We start from the raw sequence: 16,037 nt of genomic DNA, 5'->3' as shown, positions 1-16,037 counted from the left end.
CCGGATCAGAAGTAATACCCAATGTTCACGTACAACTGATTCTCCCACTGATCACTCCCCCCAGCCCCCAGACTCTGGGTATAACTACTCCCCCCGATATACGGATCATTTTTGCCAAACAACCACTCCGCAGCGACCCACAATTTACTCACCGAAAACGAACTGCCCAGAATCATCCGCTCCGAGGTCTTGAACTCGCTGGCGGATTTATCGAAGGCGCTGTAGTTGGCGTACAGCTTGACCCCGCTGACCTGATCGAACAGGTATTTCCCGGCCACGTCGTAACTGAGATCCGCCACATACAAGTTGCCGCGGCTGGCCACGTTGTACGTGCCGTCATACCCGCCGAGGGTGACAAGCTCATCGGTGCCTAGGTTACGCGGCGACATTTGTTGCCGCGCCGCCTGCAATTGCACACCCCATGGGCCGTTCTTGCCCAGGTAATGGATGGCCACGGCATTGCGTCGGCCATCGTCATTGGTGTCCTTGTTCTCCAGTGAGGAACTCAGGCCCGAGAGGCCGACCTCCGATTTCCACGGTCCCAGGTCCAGTGCCTTGGCCACCCGCAGCACCACGGTGTTGCGCTCCTGGTTGTTACTGCCGTCGGCGACGTAGCTGTCGGCTTCGGACACCACGCTGGAGTAGGTCACCCCGTTGCTGGTGCCTTTGCCTTGCCACGCCGGGCGCAAGTAATAACCGGCCTGAATGTTCCAGTCGCCCGATTGCTGGACGTACTTGGCGCCGACCTGTTGCACATCTTCCAGGCCGATGACGTTGCCCAGGGTTTCGTAGAAGGTGCTGCCAAAGTACGGCTGCAGACCGAACGGCACCGTGTTCAGGCCCACTTGCACCTGTTGGTCGGGGTTGAACTTGTAGCCGGCCCACGCGAACTTGGCGAACTGGATATCACCGTAATTCTTGGTGTACTGATACGGATAGGACCGGCCGTAGAAACGATACTGGGCCTCGCCGATCCAGGTGTCGGAGTTGTACTTGGCGCTGAGGAACATCGTGTCCAGGCCGAACTTCTGGATGTCGCGATCCGGGTCATAGTCCCAGCGCGCACGAACCGCGCCGCCGAGGTCAAGGTTGTCGGTCACTTGCACGGCCATGGCAGGGGCCGCAAAGGTGCAGAACAGAGCGATGTACAGAGGACTGAGGCGCAGGGAAGCAGAGAAGGGCATGGGACAGCTCTCGGTTATTTTTATATGAGATGCCGGCCAGTCTTGCGATGAACGGTGGGTTGAACAAACGATTAAAAATGCGCGCAAACCTTCCTCAGATGCATGTTACTGAGAAAATCCTGTAGGACAATGTGTGGCGGCCATGGGATGCTTGGCCGATCAGCTAACGTCCTCGAGTGCTTTTCATGAAACGCAAAATGCCCGGTCTTAATGCCCTCAAGGCGTTTGAAGTGGCCGGCAGCACCGGTAGTTTTACCCGCGCCGCCGAGTTGTTGAACGTGACCCAGAGTGCGGTCAGCCGCCAAGTGCGTCAGCTGGAGGAACAGCTCGGCGAGAGCCTGCTGGAGCGCCGCCACCATCACCTCGAACTGACCAGCGCCGGCAAAGTGCTGCTGCGGGCGTTGCATCAATCCTTCGACAAGATCGAGCTGACGGTGCGCAGCATCCAGCAGAAAACCCATTCCAATCGCCTGCACATCAACGCACCGCCAACCTTTACCAATCGCTGGCTGATGCCCCGTCTGGGGCGGTTGCGCGAGAAGCATCCCGAGCTGGAACTGAGCATCACCACGCGCTTGCAGGACAGCCTGGCGGAAACCAGCACCCTCGACTGTGCGATCCGTTTCGGCGATGGCGAATGGGATGGCCTGAACAGTTCGATGCTGATCCAGGAACGGCACATCGCGGTGTGCGCGCCGACCCTGTATGCGCGGGAGTGGAGCGAGCAGGGCATCGACCTCAATCGCCTGACATTGCTGCATGTACTGGCCCGGGAAGACCAGCGCTACCTGACCTGGAAACACTGGCTGGACGCCGCACGCATCACCGGTGTCGACACTCAGGGCGGGTATGAATTCGACTTGCTGGACCTGGCCATTCGTGCGGCTATCGACGGCCTGGGCATCACCATCGCCGACTGGCACATGGTCGCCCCGGAACTGGCCAGCGGGCAGCTGACCCAGGTGCTTAACGTGCACGTGGAAGGGCACCAGTCCTATTGGCTGGTCACCCGGCCGGAGCAGACCCTGATGCCGCAATTGCAGGTGTTCAGCCAGTGGTTGCAGGAAGAAATCTGGTTGGCACAACGACAGCTCGAACCCTCAACCGCCGCCCTCTAATCCACACAGATCCCCCTGTAGGAGCCCTGTGGCGAGGGGGCTTGCCCCCGTTTGAGTGCGTAGCACTCACAGGATCTTGTTGCATCAGAGATTTTGGGGCTGCTTCGCAACCCAACGGGGCGGTGCGACGTTTCGACAAGCCCCCTCGCCACAGGGGGACTTCATCGCTCCGAAGAGAAACCTGCATTTTTCGAATGTTTGCCTGCTCAATAAATCGTTTGTTCAACCCGCTCAGGATGCCAAGACTGGTCGAACTGGATAAAAACAACGATGGGCGATGCACATGCGACTCGAGCGAAATTTTGTTAACGGCCAATTCATCGAACCTGCCAGCGACGCGCTGATCGCAGTCTATAACCCGGCGACCGAAGCACTGGTCGGACACGTCTCGGCGGCCACCGCTGTCGAAGCGGTCAACGCGGTTGAAGCCGCTGCCGCCGCGCAAAAGGTCTGGGGCAAACTCACCAGCATCGAACGCGCCGAACACCTGCGTTCTTTCGCCGATGCCCTTGACGCCTGCGCTGAAAACATCGGCGCCGCCCTGGCGGCCGAGTCGGGCAAAAGCGTTGCGGATGCAAGCAACGAAGCCCGTTACGCCGCGCAGATCACCCGCTATCACGCCGAATGGGCCCGCCGCATTGAAGGCGAGATCATTCCCAGCGACAGCCCGAACGAAAACCTGTTCCTGCACCGCGAAGCGATTGGCGTGGTTGCGTGCCTGATTCCGTTCAACTACCCGGTCTATACGCTACTGCGCAAAATCGCCCCGGCGCTGATTGCCGGCAACACCGTGGTGGTGCGCCCGAGCAACAACACACCGACCTCGGCCTTTGAAATCGCCAAGGCTGTGGTGCAATCCGGACTGCCGGCGGGCGTGGTGAACATCCTGACCATGGATCACGCCACTGCGGCCGCCGTGTGCACGCACAAGGCTGTGGGCCTGATCACCCTGACCGGCAGCGTCAACGCCGGGCGCATCGTGCTCGATTACTGCAAGGCCAACATCGCCAAGCCATCGCTGGAACTGGGCGGCAAAACCCCGGCGATCATCGAAGCCGACGCCGACCTTGAAGCCGCCGCGACCGCCATCGTCGCCTCGAAAACCACCCACTGCGGTCAGTTGTGCACGGCGGTGGAGCGGGTCTACGTGCAGGAAAGCGTCTACGACCAATTCCTCGCGCTGCTGAAAGCGAAAATCAGCGCCGTAAAGTTCGGCGACCGCGCCACTGACGCCAGCCTGATGGGGCCGTTGGTCAACGCCAGTTCACAGCAGAACATCCACGCCATGGTCGAGCGCGCCATCGCGGACGGCGCAGTCCTGGAAACCGGTGGTTTTATCCCGCAAGGCAACGGCCATTTCTACCCGCCGACGCTGCTCAGCGGCTGCCGCCAGGACATGGAAATCATCCAGGAAGAAATCTTCGGCCCGGTGCTGCCGGTGCTCAAGTACCGCGACATCGACGAAGCGCTGGCGATGGCCAACGACCATCAGTTCGGCCTGGCCTCGGTGCTCTACACCGAGAACTACCGCACCACGATGAAAGTCGCCAACGCCATCGAAGCCGGCGAGCTCTACGTCAATCGCACCCCGGCCGACCCGTACCAGGGCTACCACGCGGGCTGGAAACGCTCAGGCCTGGGCGGCGATGACGGCAAGCACGGCATGCTCGAATTCACCCAGACCCGTCTCGTGGTCATGAAGTACTAGGGCGGCAGCGACAAGTTTCAAGCTTCAAGCAGCAAGTAAAAGCGAACAGTAACCGGCTCTGGCTTGCCGCTTACAGCTTGCCGCTTGCAGCTGCTTCACTCCAATAAAAACAATTAACAGGGCCAGCCCGGACCACCGGGCGGCCAGAGGTCACCTAGATGTCCAAGCAAGCATCCACTGCTGCCGCTGTTCAGGGTTCAAATGCGGGTTCAATCAGCCAGAGTGACAAGGGCAGTCGCTATTTCCAACTGATGTTATTGGTGCTGGCCGCCGGTGCGATCTACCCGATCCTGTACCTGCGCCAGGTTTACCAGACCACCATGCTCGAAGTGTTCCAGATCAACCACAGCGAACTGGGTTATCTGTACTCGATGCTCGGTACGATTTTCCTCCTGAGCTATTTGCCAAGCGGTTGGCTGGCGGACCGCATAGCCCCACGCTTCCTGATTTTCTTCTCGCTGGTCGCCACCGGTGCCCTGGGCCTGTGGTACTCCACTGCGCCGTCGATGACCGGTTTGATGATCATCTTCGGGTGCTGGGGCCTGACCACTGGCCTGACGTTCTGGGCCTCGGTGCTCAAGCGCGTGAAGATGATTGCCCATCACACTGAGCAGGGTCGCTTCTTCGGCGTCCTCGATGGCGGTCGCGGGCTGGTTGAAGCCTTGCTGGCGACGGTCGCGCTGGGGCTGTTTGCCTTCGCCACCGAGACTCGCGGCGAGTCGGCGGCCGAAGGCTTCAAGCACGTGGTCTACCTGTATGCCTTCACCTGTATCGCCATCGGCTGTGTGCTGGTGTTGATCAAGGACCCGAAGTCGATGGAAGACACGGCGGCGGTGGAGAAGGGCAAATACAACCTGCTCAACGACCTGACCACCCTGGTGAAAATCCCTGAGCTGTGGCTGGTCACCGCCATCGTGTTCTGCGGTTATCACATCTTCTGGGCCACTTACAGTTTCTCCGATTACCTGCAGGGCGGCGGCATGACTGCAGTCATGGCCGGCACCATCACCACCATCAAACTGTGGATGCGCCCGATTGGCGGCATCGGCGGTGGCTGGCTGGGTGACAAGTTCTCGAACATCTCGGTGCTGATCGTGGCGCTGTTCTGCGCGACGTTGGCGATGGTCGGCCTGATCGTGTTCCCGGCGCTCAACAGCATGGGCCTGTTGGTCGGTACGGTGATTTTCATCGGCCTGATGACCTATGCGATTCGCGGTTTGTACTGGGCGATCCTCGACACCTGCAACATTCCGCTGCGCATCACGGGGCTGGCCATCGGCATTGTCTCGGTGGTCGGTTACCTGCCGGACGCCTTCATTCCGTTGATCAACGGCTACCTCACCGAGCATTTCCCGGGGGCCTTTGGTTACAAGCTGTATTTCGGGTACATCGCTTTCGTCGGCCTGCTGGGGACCCTCGCGGCGTTGACCTTGCGCGCACGTATCAACCGTAAATCTTTGAACAAAACAGGTGCCTGAGATGAAAATCGTCGCCCTTGAAACCCATATCGTCGCCGTACCGCCACCGCACATCGGCGGGATGTACTGGCTGTTCGTCAAGATCAAAACCGATTGCGGCATCGAAGGCGTGGGCGAGATCTACGCCGCGACCTTCGGCCCCAAAGCCATGTTGCCGATCATCGAAGACGTGTTCGAACGCTACCTGTTGAACCAGGACCCGCACCACATCGAACGCTTCTTCCGTCAGGCCTATTCGAGCGGTTTCACCCAGCGTCCGGACCTGACCATGATGGGTGTGGTCAGCGGCCTGGAAATGGCCTGCTGGGACATCATCGGCAAAGCGGCGAACAAGCCGGTCTATGAATTGCTCGGCGGCAAGGTCAACGAACGCCTGCGTTCCTACACCTACCTCTACCCGGTGAACAGCAAGGGCGAGTACGACTACGACGACCCGGACCTGGCGGCCGAGTGCGCCATTGAGAACATGAACAAAGGCTTCACCGCCGTGAAGTTCGACCCGGCCGGGCCGTACACCGCGTACTCCGGGCACCAGATTTCCCTGGGAGTGCTGGAACGCTGCGAAACCTTCTGCCGCAAGATCCGCGAAGCCGTGGGCGACAAGTGCGACCTGCTGTTTGGCACCCACGGGCAAATGGTGCCGTCCTCGGCGATTCGCCTGGCCAAGCGCCTGGAGAAATACGACCCGCTGTGGTTCGAAGAGCCGGTGCCACCGGGTCAGGAAGAGGCCATGGCGCAGGTCGCGGCCAAGACTTCGATTCCGATTGCCACCGGTGAGCGACTGACCACCAAGTACGAATTTTTCAAGCTGCTGCAAGCCGGCGGTGCGTCGATTCTGCAGATGAACGTCGCCCGCTGCGGTGGTCTGCTGGAAGCGAAAAAGATCGCCAGCATGGCTGAAGCCTATTACGCACAGATCGCCCCGCACCTCTACAACGGGCCGATTGGCGCGGCCGCGAGTTTCCAGCTGGCGACCTGCACGCCGAACTTCCTGATCCAGGAAAGCATCATGACCTGGGGCGGTTTCCATGCCGAGGTCCTGACCAAGCCGCTGCAATGGGAGGACGGCTACATCATCCCGTCCACCGAACCGGGCCTGGGTGTGGAGCTGAACATGGACGTGGTGCGCAAGCATTCGCCGTACACCGGCGAACGCCTGCACCTGCAAATGGCGCCGACGCCGGCGGACGTCAAAGACACATCGCCAGCCAGAGGCTGACAGGCCTGACGCGGTTCCTGTGGGAGCCAGCCTGCTGGCGATAGCGGTGGATCAGTCGACATTGATGTTGAATGTCCGGCCGCCATCGCCAGCAGGCTGGCTCCCACAGGGGATCGCATCGTCCATCCGAATTTTGTACAACGACTTACGCGGTAACCCTGCATGACTTACGACTACATCATCGCTGGCGCTGGCGCCGCAGGCTGCATCCTGGCCAACCGGCTCTCGGCCAGTGGCAAATATTCGGTGTTGCTGCTGGAGGCGGGCGGCAAGGACAGTTCCTTGTGGTTCAAGATCCCGGTCGGCTTCGCCAAAATGTATTACAACCCGAGCTTCAACTGGATGTATTACAGCCAGCCACAAAAGCAATTGGGCAACCGCGAAATCTACGCACCCCGCGGCAAGGTGCAGGGCGGTTCGGGTTCTATCAACGCGATGATCTACGTCCGTGGCCAGGCCCACGACTTTGACGATTGGGCGGCCAACGGTAACGAAGGCTGGGGTTTCAAAGATGTGCTGCCGTATTTCCGCAAACTGGAAAACCATCCGCTGGGCGACAGCGAATACCACGGCGGCAGCGGCCCGATCAGCATCACGCCGATGAAGGGCCAGACCCATCCGATCTGCGATGTGTTCCTCAAAGGCTGCGATGAACTCGGCTACCCGCACAGCGACGACTTCAACGGACCCAAATTCGAAGGTTCGGGCATCTACGACGTCAACACCAAAAATGGTCAACGCTGCTCCAGCAGCTTCGCGCATTTGCACCCGGCCTTGAGCCGGCCGAACCTGACCGTCGAGCATTACGCCCTGGTCGACCGCGTGTTGTTCGATAACGGCCGCGCAACCGGGATTTCCATCACCCAGCACGGCGTGGTACGAACCTTCACCGCCAGCAAGGAAGTGATTCTTTGCGCCGGTGCAGTGGACACCCCGAAGATCCTGCAACTGTCCGGTGTCGCGGATCAGGCGCTGCTGGCCAAGCACAAGATCCCGATGGTCAAGCACCTGCCGGCGGTGGGGCAGAACCTGCAGGATCACCTGTGCGCCAGCTATTACTACAAGGCCAATATCCCGACGCTCAACGATGAGCTGAGTTCGCTGTTCGGTCAGTTCAAACTCGGTCTCAAATACCTGTTCACCCGCAAGGGCGCGCTGGCGATGAGCGTCAATCAGGCCGGCGGATTCTTCCGTGGCAATGAGCAGCAAACCAACCCCAACTTGCAGTTGTACTTCAACCCGCTGTCGTATCAGATTCCGAAAAACAATAAGGCCAGCCTCAAGCCGGAGCCGTACTCAGGCTTCCTGTTGTGCTTCAACCCGTGCCGGCCGACCAGCCGGGGGCACATCGAGATCGCCTCGAAAAACCCACGGGACGCCGCACTGATTGACCCGAATTACCTGAGCACCCAGAAGGACATCGACGAGGTCATTCAGGGCAGTCGCTTGATGCGCAAGATCATGCAGGCACCGGCACTCAAGGGCATCACGGTTGAAGAAGTGTTGCCGGGGCCGGTCGTCGAAACCGACGAACAGATGCTGCAGTATTTCCGCGACAACAGTGGTTCGATCTACCACCTGTGTGGTTCCTGCGCCATGGGTGCGGACGAGCAGAAGTCCGTGGTCGACCCGCGTTTGAAAGTCCATGGTCTTCAGGGATTGCGCATCGTCGATGCGTCGATTTTTCCTAACGTGACGTCGGGCAATACCCACGCGGCAGTGTTGATGGTGGCCGAGAAGGGCGCCGACCTGATTTTGCAGGACGCCTGATTTCGACATCTCCCGTATCAAAAATGAATTTCCGCGAAGGCCGCTGCTCATACTTGATAGGCAGCGGATTTATCGCGCGAAATCATGGGTGTATTCAGGGAGTGGCGAAATCATGGGGCCAGTATCGAAGGTGGGCGCGAACGTAACTGGCGGGTTGATTCTTGTGGTCGAGGATGACCCGCTGATCCTGGAATTTCTCTGCGAAATTCTTCAGGAAGAGGGCTTTGTTGTTCAGCCACAGACCAGCGCGGATGACGCTTCTGTGTACTTGGAACAACACTCGGACAACGTCTGCCTGTTGCTCACCGACATCACTATGCCGGGCAAACTGAATGGCGCTGACCTGGCCAATCAGTTTGGCGACCGCTGGCCCGACAAGCCGATCATGATCATGTCCGGTTTCGAAACCCCGCAAAGCTCCGGGGTCAGACATGCCGTTTCGTTCATCAAGAAGCCCTGGGCACTCGGCCAATTGCTGGACTGCGTCGAGGGCGCCTTGAAGTCCAAGCCCCTCAGCTGAAACGTTATTGCACGGCATGAGTCCATCTCGCAAGTAAATGCTACATTGCTCGGCACACCCGCCAGGCCCTTGCGAGAGGAAGCTCATCCTTGTCTGCTCATCGATCCGTTTTCAACACACCGTACCGCGCATTCCTGTTCGACATGGACGGCACCGTGCTCAACTCCATTGCCGCCGCCGAGCGGATCTGGACGATCTGGGCTGTGCGCCATGGGGTGGATGTCGCGTCTTTCCTGCCAACCATTCACGGCGCCCGCGCCATCGACACGGTGAACCGCCAGGGTTTGCCGGGTATTGATGCCAAAGTTGAAGCCGCGTGGATTACCGAGGCGGAAATCGAGGATGTGGAGGGAGTGGTCGAGGTCCGTGGGGCGGCGGCATTTCTTCGGTCATTACCGGCCGGTCAATGGGCGATCGTGACGTCCGCGCCCAGAGCGTTGGCGTTGCGCCGGATGGCGGCGGCGGGGATTCCCGAGCCGGATGTCATGGTGACGGCTGAAGAGGTCAGCGCCGGGAAACCGGATCCGGCGGGTTACCGGTTGGCAGCCAAGCGGCTGGGTGTCGAGGTGACGGACTGCCTGATCTTCGAAGATGCCACGGTAGGCATTCAGGCTGCTGAGGCGGCGGGGGCGGATTTGGTGATTATCACCGAGACGCACGAGCATCCTATCCAGACGCAACATGCCACGTTGGCCAACTATCAGTCGGTCAGCGCATCCGTCGATCCCGACCACCATATCCGCCTCAATCAAATCTAATGTGGGAGCGGGCTTGCTCGCGAAAGCGGTGGGTCAGTTAGCATTTATTTACCTGACATACCGCCTTCGCGAGCAAGCCCGCTCCCACATTTGTTCGGGGGCGTGGCTAATAGACTCCGGGAACCAGCCGCCAGGTCGTGGCGCAATACGCCTCATATTCCCCACCAAACTGCGCCCTCAACAACGCCTCTTCCGAGTGAATCCGCGCAATCAGCGGAATCACCGTCAACGTCGCCAGCAACAGCCCGACACCCGATCGAAATGCCAGCGCCCAGCCCACGGCAATCACCAGCATCCCCAGGTAACTGGGATTGCGCAGGCGCCGGTAAATCCCGTCGGTGACCAGCGTGTGCCCCGGCTGAATCGCCACCAGGCCGCTGAAGCGCTTGCCCAGTACAAACACCGGCCACAATCGAAGTGCGCCGCCGAGGCAGAACAGCAACGCGCCGATCCAGCGCAGGCCTTCACCGCCAAAGGTCCATAAGTCGATCCGGTCGGTGTAGGCCGGCAGGAACCCGCTGAGCAACCCGATCACCCCGAACGCCGGAAGCACCCAGCGATTGGCCCGGTCTTCACGTTCGCCGGAACTCAGATTGACCTCGGTGAACAGCGACAACACAGTCATTACCACGGTAGCGAGGGCAACCACCACCAGCGACCCATGCGCAAAAAACGCCGCAAACCCGCCCATGCCCCACACGGCGAGGCCGAGGTAGGCAAGGGTGCCGACGATGGCGAAGAACGCCAGTCTGGCCGAGATTTTCATGGCACACGTTCCTGGTTTGAACCGGTACGTTGAGTGTAGATGCTCAGGCTGATCCATCGGATTGAGCTAGCCTCATCTGACGGTTGAGTCAGGCGAAGGAGAGGACAATGTGGCCTTTCAAGCGAGCGAACGAGAAGACCTGCAACGGTGTCATCGCCAGACGTTCCATGGTGGTGCTGCTCGCCCTCATTGGCGCGGGCATCGTCGCGTGCGCTTCACGTCCGCCACCCTCGCTTTCACCTTATTCAGTGATCATTCTCCCGCGGTCAACGTCATCGACAGGTGAGCTGAGTGTGCGGTTCATGGGCGTGTCGACCCTGATGCTCAGCGATGGACAGACATCGATCATGACCGACGGCTTTTTTTCCCGGCCGGGACTGTTCAAGGTTCTGCTCGGTCGGATCGGGCCGGACAACGAACGCATTGACGCGGCGTTGCAAACCCTTGGCAATCCGCCATTGGCCGCGTTGATGGTGGCGCACTCCCATTTTGACCATGCGCTCGATTCGGCGGTGGTCGCGTCGCGTACCGGGGCCATGTTGGTGGGATCGGCATCGGTGGCCAATATCGGCCTGGGCGCGGGCCTGGCGCCAGAACGTTTCAAGTCCGTCGATACTCATCGACCTTTCTGTTTCGGCGACTTCAAGGTTCAAGCATTCCAGTCGCCACACTCGCCTGACGCGAAATTCCCCGGGACCATCACTGCGCCGCTGACCCCGCCCGCCAAAGCCAGCGCGTACAAGGAAGGTGGCAATTACTCCTATCTGATCGACCACAACGGTTTGCGGATTCTCATCCACCCCAGTGCCAATTTCACGCCGGGCCTGTTCAAGGACGTCAAGGCCGACATCGTGTTTCTGGGCATAGGCACCCTCGGCAAGCAAGACCTGCGGTTCGCGCAGGACTACTGGCACGAAGTGGTACAAACCACCGGCGCGCGGCTGGTGGTTCCGATTCACTGGGATGATTTTTTCGAACCACTCGACAAGGGATTGCAACCGATGCCGGAGTGGATGGACCCTTTCGATGTTGCGATGCAGCGACTAATGCCGATGGCCCTGGCCGATGGCGTGAACCTGCGATTGATGCCGTTGTTTGACCCGGTCGATGTGCGGGCAGCGCTGGCGGCACACTCGCGTTCACGTGTTGATGTCGGCCCTGGCATTGCGCCGGATCACTTGCGGCGGTTGGCCGAATGCCCTTAGAAAGGCTTCGCGCATGCGGCGTCGGTCAGTGAAACCGGCTTCGGTGGCGATCTGATCCAGGGTCAGGCGCCCACGTTCGAGCATCTGCCGCGCCGCTTCCAGACGCAGGTTTTCGATGGCCTTGGCCGGCGTCTGCCCGGTCTCGGCGCGAAAGCTGCGGCTGAATTGCCGCGGGCTCAGGCGCGCCACCTCGGCCAGTTGCTCCACCGACAACGGCGAGGCCAGGTGTTCCCGGGCGTAGCCAAGAACGGTCTGAATGCGGTCAGATTTTGGTGCCAGTTCGAGCAATGCCGAATGCTGGGACTGGCCGCCCGCACGACGTTGGTACATCACCAGTTTCTGCGCCACGGAACGCGCCAGTTCGGCACCGTGATCCTTCTCGACCATGGCCAGCGCCAGGTCGATGCCGGCAGTCATGCCGGCCGAGGTCCAGATCGAGCCGTCGACCACGTAGATGCGATCTTCTTCCACTTTGATCGAAGGAAAGCGCGCTTGCAGGTCCCGGGCATAGGCCCAGTGCGTGGTGGCCCGCCGTCCGTCGAGCAAACCCGCCTGGGCCAGCACAAACGCCCCCGAACAAATCGATGCCATCCGCCGAACGGTGCTCACGTTGTCGCGCAGGTAGGTCAGCACGCTGTCGGGCGCCTGTTGGACGATGCAATCGCCGCCGACCACGATGACCGTATCGAATACCCGCTCACCGAACGCCTGGGTCCCGACACTTAATCCCCCGGAGGCGCGCAGTGTGCTGCCATCCTCGGAGATCACGCTGACGTCATACAGCGTCTCACCAGCGCTGAAGTTGGCGTACTCGAACACCGGCATGGCGGCCAGCGCCATGGACTGGAAACCCTCGAACACCACAAATGCCACGCTAGTCATTGCCAGACCCTCAAAAGAACATGTCCTGAATACGTACTTTAAACGTCATTTGAGACAAGCGTAAGTCACTTTATAACGGTTCACACCCGGCGAACTGATCGCCTCACTGTGAAGGAAACTCGACATGGCTCTCTCATCCAAAGGCACCGCACTGATCACTGGCGCTTCCTCGGGCATCGGCGCGGTGTATGCCGACCGTCTCGCCCGGCAGGGTTACGACCTGATTCTGGTCGCCCGCAGTCAGACCAGACTGAACGCGCTGGCGAACCACTTGAGCAATGAAACCGGGCGTGCGGTGGAAGTGGTCGCCGCCGATTTGAAAGTCAAAACCGATGTGTTGCGGGTCGAGGAAATCCTGCGTAACGACGCCAGCATCACCTTGTTGGTCAACAACGCCGGCGTCGGTGCTGTCATGCCATTACTGGGCAGCCCGGTCGACGAGATGGAAGACATGATCACCCTCAACGTTACCGCGCTGATGCGTTTGGCCTACGCCGTGGTGCCAGGCTTCGTCGCCCGTGGCACTGGCACTGTCATTAACATCTCGTCGATCGTTGCCATCGCGCCAGAAATCCTCAACGGCGTGTACGGCGGGAGCAAGGCTTTTGTCCTGGGCTTGAGCCAGTCAATGCACCACGAACTGGCGGACAAAGGCATTCGTGTCCAGGCGGTATTGCCCGGCGCGACCGCGACCGACTTCTGGAGCGAGGCCGGCAACCCGGTGGAAAACCTGCCGCAAGAGATCGTGATGTCGGCGCAAGAGATGGTCGATGCCGCGCTGACGGGGTTGGCAAATGGCGAAGTGGTGACCGTTCCGAGCCTGCACGATGGCGAGCAATGGGACCGTTATGAAGCGCAGCGTCAGACCCTTTCCGGGTTGTTCGGCAACTCCAGCGCCGCACCGCGTTATCGCTAAAACAGGGGCTTCGGGTAAACCCCCGTCACTTAAATCACGACACAAATCCTGTGGCGAGGGGGCTTGCCCCCGTTGGGCTGCGAAGCGGCCCCAAAAGCTGGGAGCGCTGCGCACTCCAACGGGGGCAAGCCCCCTCGCCACAGTTGTTCAGCGGGGGGGCCGTGAGCTGGGCAGGGTGAACTAAGCTTGGATAAGAAGGGTTCACTTTTGGGACACCTGCGATGCTTCACATCAAGACACCGTTGATCCTGCACCTGGGCCTGTCGACACCGACCCGACGGATCTGGTTGAAGCTGGAAAACCTGCAACCCAGTGGTTCGTTCAAGCTGCGTGGCATGGGGTTTCTGTGCAGTCAGGCCAAGGCGCAGGGCAAACGCCGAGTCGTTTGTCCTTCCGGTGGCAATGCCGGTTTTGCCACCGCTATTGCTGCCGCCAGCCTTGGGTTGAGCGCCTGCATTGTCGTGCCGCACACCACCCCTGAATCGACCCGCGCGAGGATCCGCAAGACCGGTGCTGAGGTGATTGTGCACGGCAAGGTCTGGGACGAGGCCAATCAACGGGCCAAAGAACTTTCACAGGACGCTGACACCGAATACGTGCCGGCCTTCGATCACCCGGTGTTGTGGGAAGGGCACAGCACGCTGGTCGATGAAGTGCTGGAGGTGTGTCCTGAAGTCGATGTGTTAGTGACGTCGGTGGGCGGGGGCGGATTATTGGCGGGAATCCTCACGGGGTTGATTCGCCATGGGCGCACGGATTGCCGGATCATCGCTTGCGAAACCGAGGGTGCGGCTTCTTTCGCAGCGGCCATGGAGGCCGGGCATCCGGTCCGGTTGCCGCGCATCGATACCGTGGCGACCTCGCTGGGCGCGGCGAAAGTGGCGGCCTGGCCGGTGCAGCACCTGCGCGATTTCACTCACCACTGCGTCGTGCTAAGCGATGAGGACGCGATCATGGGCGTCGTGCGTTTCGCCAGCGACCTGCGCCAATTGGTGGAGCCCGCCTGCGGTGTGTCATTGGCGGTGGCGTACCTCGACCATCCCGCCATAGCCGATGCGCACGACGTGGTGATCGTGGTCTGTGGCGGGGTGAGTGTCAGTGCGCAATTGGTCGCCGGGTGGGCACGTTTGTCCGCAGGGAAAGCTAAGTAGGGCTGGAAACGCTATCCAGGTGTCACAAGCCCCACCGCTGCCTTCATTGCCCCTGGATCAGGATGGCCCGAGCCAGGTCTTCATCGGTGGCGTTGAGGCCGGGATTGTCCTGACGGATTTTTTTCAGTACCGACTCCAGATAAACCCCGCGAATCGCACCGCCACTGGCCACGAAGCTGGAAGCGTCATCCCGGGCGGGAATCATCAGTTTATGGTCCTTGAACGTCGAGTACAGCGAGGCCGAGACCCCGGCCGACGTGGCAACATCGCCCGCATCCACTTTGGCCATAGCCGAGCCGAAGGGTAAACACAGCATCAGGGAAGAGATGATAATCAGACGGCGCATGACAGTGTCCTCTGAAAGCGTGAAGCAAATAGGAAGTACCTCATAGCTTAGGATGCACGGCGATCGCCAGGAGTTCCTTGACCGCGCGATTTCGTTCAAAACCGCAGGGTTGCTCCGGTGGTCAGCCATTGATCACGGGACCCTGTCAGGTTGCGTCCCGCCACCACATCAACGTCGATACGCTCGCCAAGGTGAAACCGTGGCCCAGCCTGCCATGCCTGTTCAGCACCCCGTTGGCCATAGCGTTCGGCGATCAGTGTCAGTGACCGGGCCAGGTCGTATTCGACGCCGGTGCCCCAGGTCCAGCGATGGTTTTGTGCACCGTCGTCATAGGCCTGACCCCATCCCGTGTTGAGGTTCAGGCGCAGCGCTTGAATCGGCTGGTAGGTGAAGGGAAGGTTCAGTTCAGCGCCATCGAAGGCATGTGCCCGGTTGAAAGCGAAATGCGCCGCGCCTGCCAGCGCCCATTCAAGACCGAGATCTTCTCGCGCAAACAGCGAAGTCTTGAACTGCGGGCTCAGTTGAGTTTCCGAGTCTGCGTCATCGCGACTGTACGCAATGGCCGCGCCGAGTTGCAGGGTGGGCAGCCCCGTCAACGTGCAGTCCTGGGACAACGATGCATTGTTCGATGAATGATTGTGGCGACCGCTCTGGTACCAGGTGTCGATGTTGCATTCGCCCGGTGCATTGATCGCGGCATCATCCACCACGTACGCACCGCCGGCCGCTTTGGCTTTGGAGATCACCGTCAGGAGTGCGATCAGGCTCAGGGTGATACTGACGAACAACACATTGCGCCGCACCCTTCGGGCTTGCACGGGCGGCAGGTTGCGCACAAAGGACATGAATTCACGCGTCGGTTTCTGCATGAGGTTTACCTCGAAGTTTTCATTTGAACAGCAGCCCCCCTAACCGCAAACCCCTGTAGCAGCTGTCGAGCCTGCGAGGCTGCGTTCGGCGACGAAGTCGTCGTGAAATCAGGCATCGCGGTGTGACAGGAAAACCGCATTTGCAGG

The 16,037-nt window shown here is 60.2% G+C and carries 15 protein-coding genes; 10 read left to right on the top strand and 5 right to left on the bottom strand.

Translation table 11 applies throughout. From position 1 onward, the window contains the following. Positions 1 to 5: 5 nt before the first annotated feature. Positions 6 to 1,184 carry a hypothetical protein gene (locus BK660_RS26120; protein ID WP_123435749.1) on the bottom strand — a complete coding sequence of 393 codons (1,179 nt, stop codon included), beginning with the start codon at positions 1,182 to 1,184 and terminating at the stop codon, positions 6 to 8. A gap of 185 nt (positions 1,185 to 1,369) precedes the next feature. On the opposite strand from BK660_RS26120, the gene BK660_RS26115 reads away from it, so the two are divergent. The 7 genes from BK660_RS26115 (at position 1,370) to BK660_RS26080 (ending at position 9,755) form a co-directional block, all read left to right on the top strand. Beyond that, complete coding sequence (locus tag BK660_RS26115) at positions 1,370 to 2,302, top strand: LysR substrate-binding domain-containing protein (protein WP_123435748.1); 933 nt, start codon at positions 1,370 to 1,372, stop codon at positions 2,300 to 2,302. Positions 2,303 to 2,585: 283 nt separating this feature from the next. Next, the gene (aldA, locus tag BK660_RS26105) at positions 2,586 to 4,010 is read left to right on the top strand and encodes an aldehyde dehydrogenase (protein ID WP_123435860.1); all 1,425 of its coding nucleotides are present in this window, start codon (positions 2,586 to 2,588) and stop codon (positions 4,008 to 4,010) included. A gap of 158 nt (positions 4,011 to 4,168) precedes the next feature. Beyond that, positions 4,169 to 5,488: an MFS transporter gene (locus tag BK660_RS26100; protein ID WP_123435746.1), complete on the top strand. Its 1,320-nt coding sequence runs from the start codon at positions 4,169 to 4,171 to the stop codon at positions 5,486 to 5,488. Between the two features lies 1 nt (position 5,489). After that, positions 5,490 to 6,707, top strand: a complete 1,218-nt coding sequence (locus tag BK660_RS26095) for a mandelate racemase/muconate lactonizing enzyme family protein (RefSeq protein ID WP_123435745.1) — start codon at positions 5,490 to 5,492, stop codon at positions 6,705 to 6,707. Between the two features lie 162 nt (positions 6,708 to 6,869). Next, complete coding sequence (locus BK660_RS26090; RefSeq protein WP_123435744.1) at positions 6,870 to 8,477, top strand: GMC family oxidoreductase; 1,608 nt, start codon at positions 6,870 to 6,872, stop codon at positions 8,475 to 8,477. Positions 8,478 to 8,589: 112 nt separating this feature from the next. Next, positions 8,590 to 8,997 (top strand): response regulator, encoded by a 408-nt coding sequence (locus BK660_RS26085; RefSeq protein ID WP_123435743.1) that lies wholly within the window; start codon positions 8,590 to 8,592, stop codon positions 8,995 to 8,997. A gap of 89 nt (positions 8,998 to 9,086) precedes the next feature. After that, a complete protein-coding gene (locus tag BK660_RS26080; RefSeq protein WP_123435742.1) occupies positions 9,087 to 9,755 on the top strand; it encodes an HAD-IA family hydrolase in 669 nt (222 codons plus the stop codon). A 106-nt stretch (positions 9,756 to 9,861) separates the two neighbouring features. Here BK660_RS26080 and BK660_RS26075 read toward each other — a convergent pair whose 3' ends face one another. Beyond that, positions 9,862 to 10,521 carry a methyltransferase family protein gene (locus BK660_RS26075; protein WP_123435741.1) on the bottom strand — a complete coding sequence of 220 codons (660 nt, stop codon included), beginning with the start codon at positions 10,519 to 10,521 and terminating at the stop codon, positions 9,862 to 9,864. A gap of 107 nt (positions 10,522 to 10,628) precedes the next feature. Here BK660_RS26075 and BK660_RS26070 point away from each other — a divergent pair, with 107 nt between their 5' ends. After that, positions 10,629 to 11,726: an MBL fold metallo-hydrolase gene (locus tag BK660_RS26070; protein ID WP_123435740.1), complete on the top strand. Its 1,098-nt coding sequence runs from the start codon at positions 10,629 to 10,631 to the stop codon at positions 11,724 to 11,726. On the opposite strand, the gene BK660_RS26065 is transcribed toward BK660_RS26070, so the two are convergent. Beyond that, positions 11,661 to 12,608: a GlxA family transcriptional regulator gene (locus BK660_RS26065; protein ID WP_123435739.1), complete on the bottom strand. Its 948-nt coding sequence runs from the start codon at positions 12,606 to 12,608 to the stop codon at positions 11,661 to 11,663. The genes BK660_RS26070 and BK660_RS26065 overlap by 66 nt on opposite strands. A gap of 124 nt (positions 12,609 to 12,732) precedes the next feature. On the opposite strand from BK660_RS26065, the gene BK660_RS26060 reads away from it, so the two are divergent. Further along, positions 12,733 to 13,524 carry an SDR family NAD(P)-dependent oxidoreductase gene (locus BK660_RS26060; protein ID WP_123435738.1) on the top strand — a complete coding sequence of 264 codons (792 nt, stop codon included), beginning with the start codon at positions 12,733 to 12,735 and terminating at the stop codon, positions 13,522 to 13,524. Between the two features lie 221 nt (positions 13,525 to 13,745). Continuing rightward, a complete protein-coding gene (locus BK660_RS26055) occupies positions 13,746 to 14,675 on the top strand; it encodes a pyridoxal-phosphate dependent enzyme (RefSeq protein WP_123435737.1) in 930 nt (309 codons plus the stop codon). Positions 14,676 to 14,718: 43 nt separating this feature from the next. Here BK660_RS26055 and BK660_RS26050 read toward each other — a convergent pair whose 3' ends face one another. Together BK660_RS26050 and BK660_RS26045 are read right to left on the bottom strand one after the other, a co-directional pair. Then, positions 14,719 to 15,021, bottom strand: coding sequence for a DUF2388 domain-containing protein (locus BK660_RS26050; RefSeq protein WP_123435736.1), 303 nt, complete (start codon positions 15,019 to 15,021; stop codon positions 14,719 to 14,721). Between the two features lie 95 nt (positions 15,022 to 15,116). Then, a complete protein-coding gene (locus BK660_RS26045; RefSeq protein WP_123435735.1) occupies positions 15,117 to 15,890 on the bottom strand; it encodes a hypothetical protein in 774 nt (257 codons plus the stop codon). Positions 15,891 to 16,037: the final 147 nt, after the last annotated feature.

The organism is Pseudomonas brassicacearum, from assembly GCF_003732265.1.
Taxonomy (GTDB): Bacteria; Pseudomonadota; Gammaproteobacteria; order Pseudomonadales; family Pseudomonadaceae; genus Aquipseudomonas; species Aquipseudomonas brassicacearum_D.
This window is presented reverse-complemented; position numbering and strand designations above follow the sequence as displayed.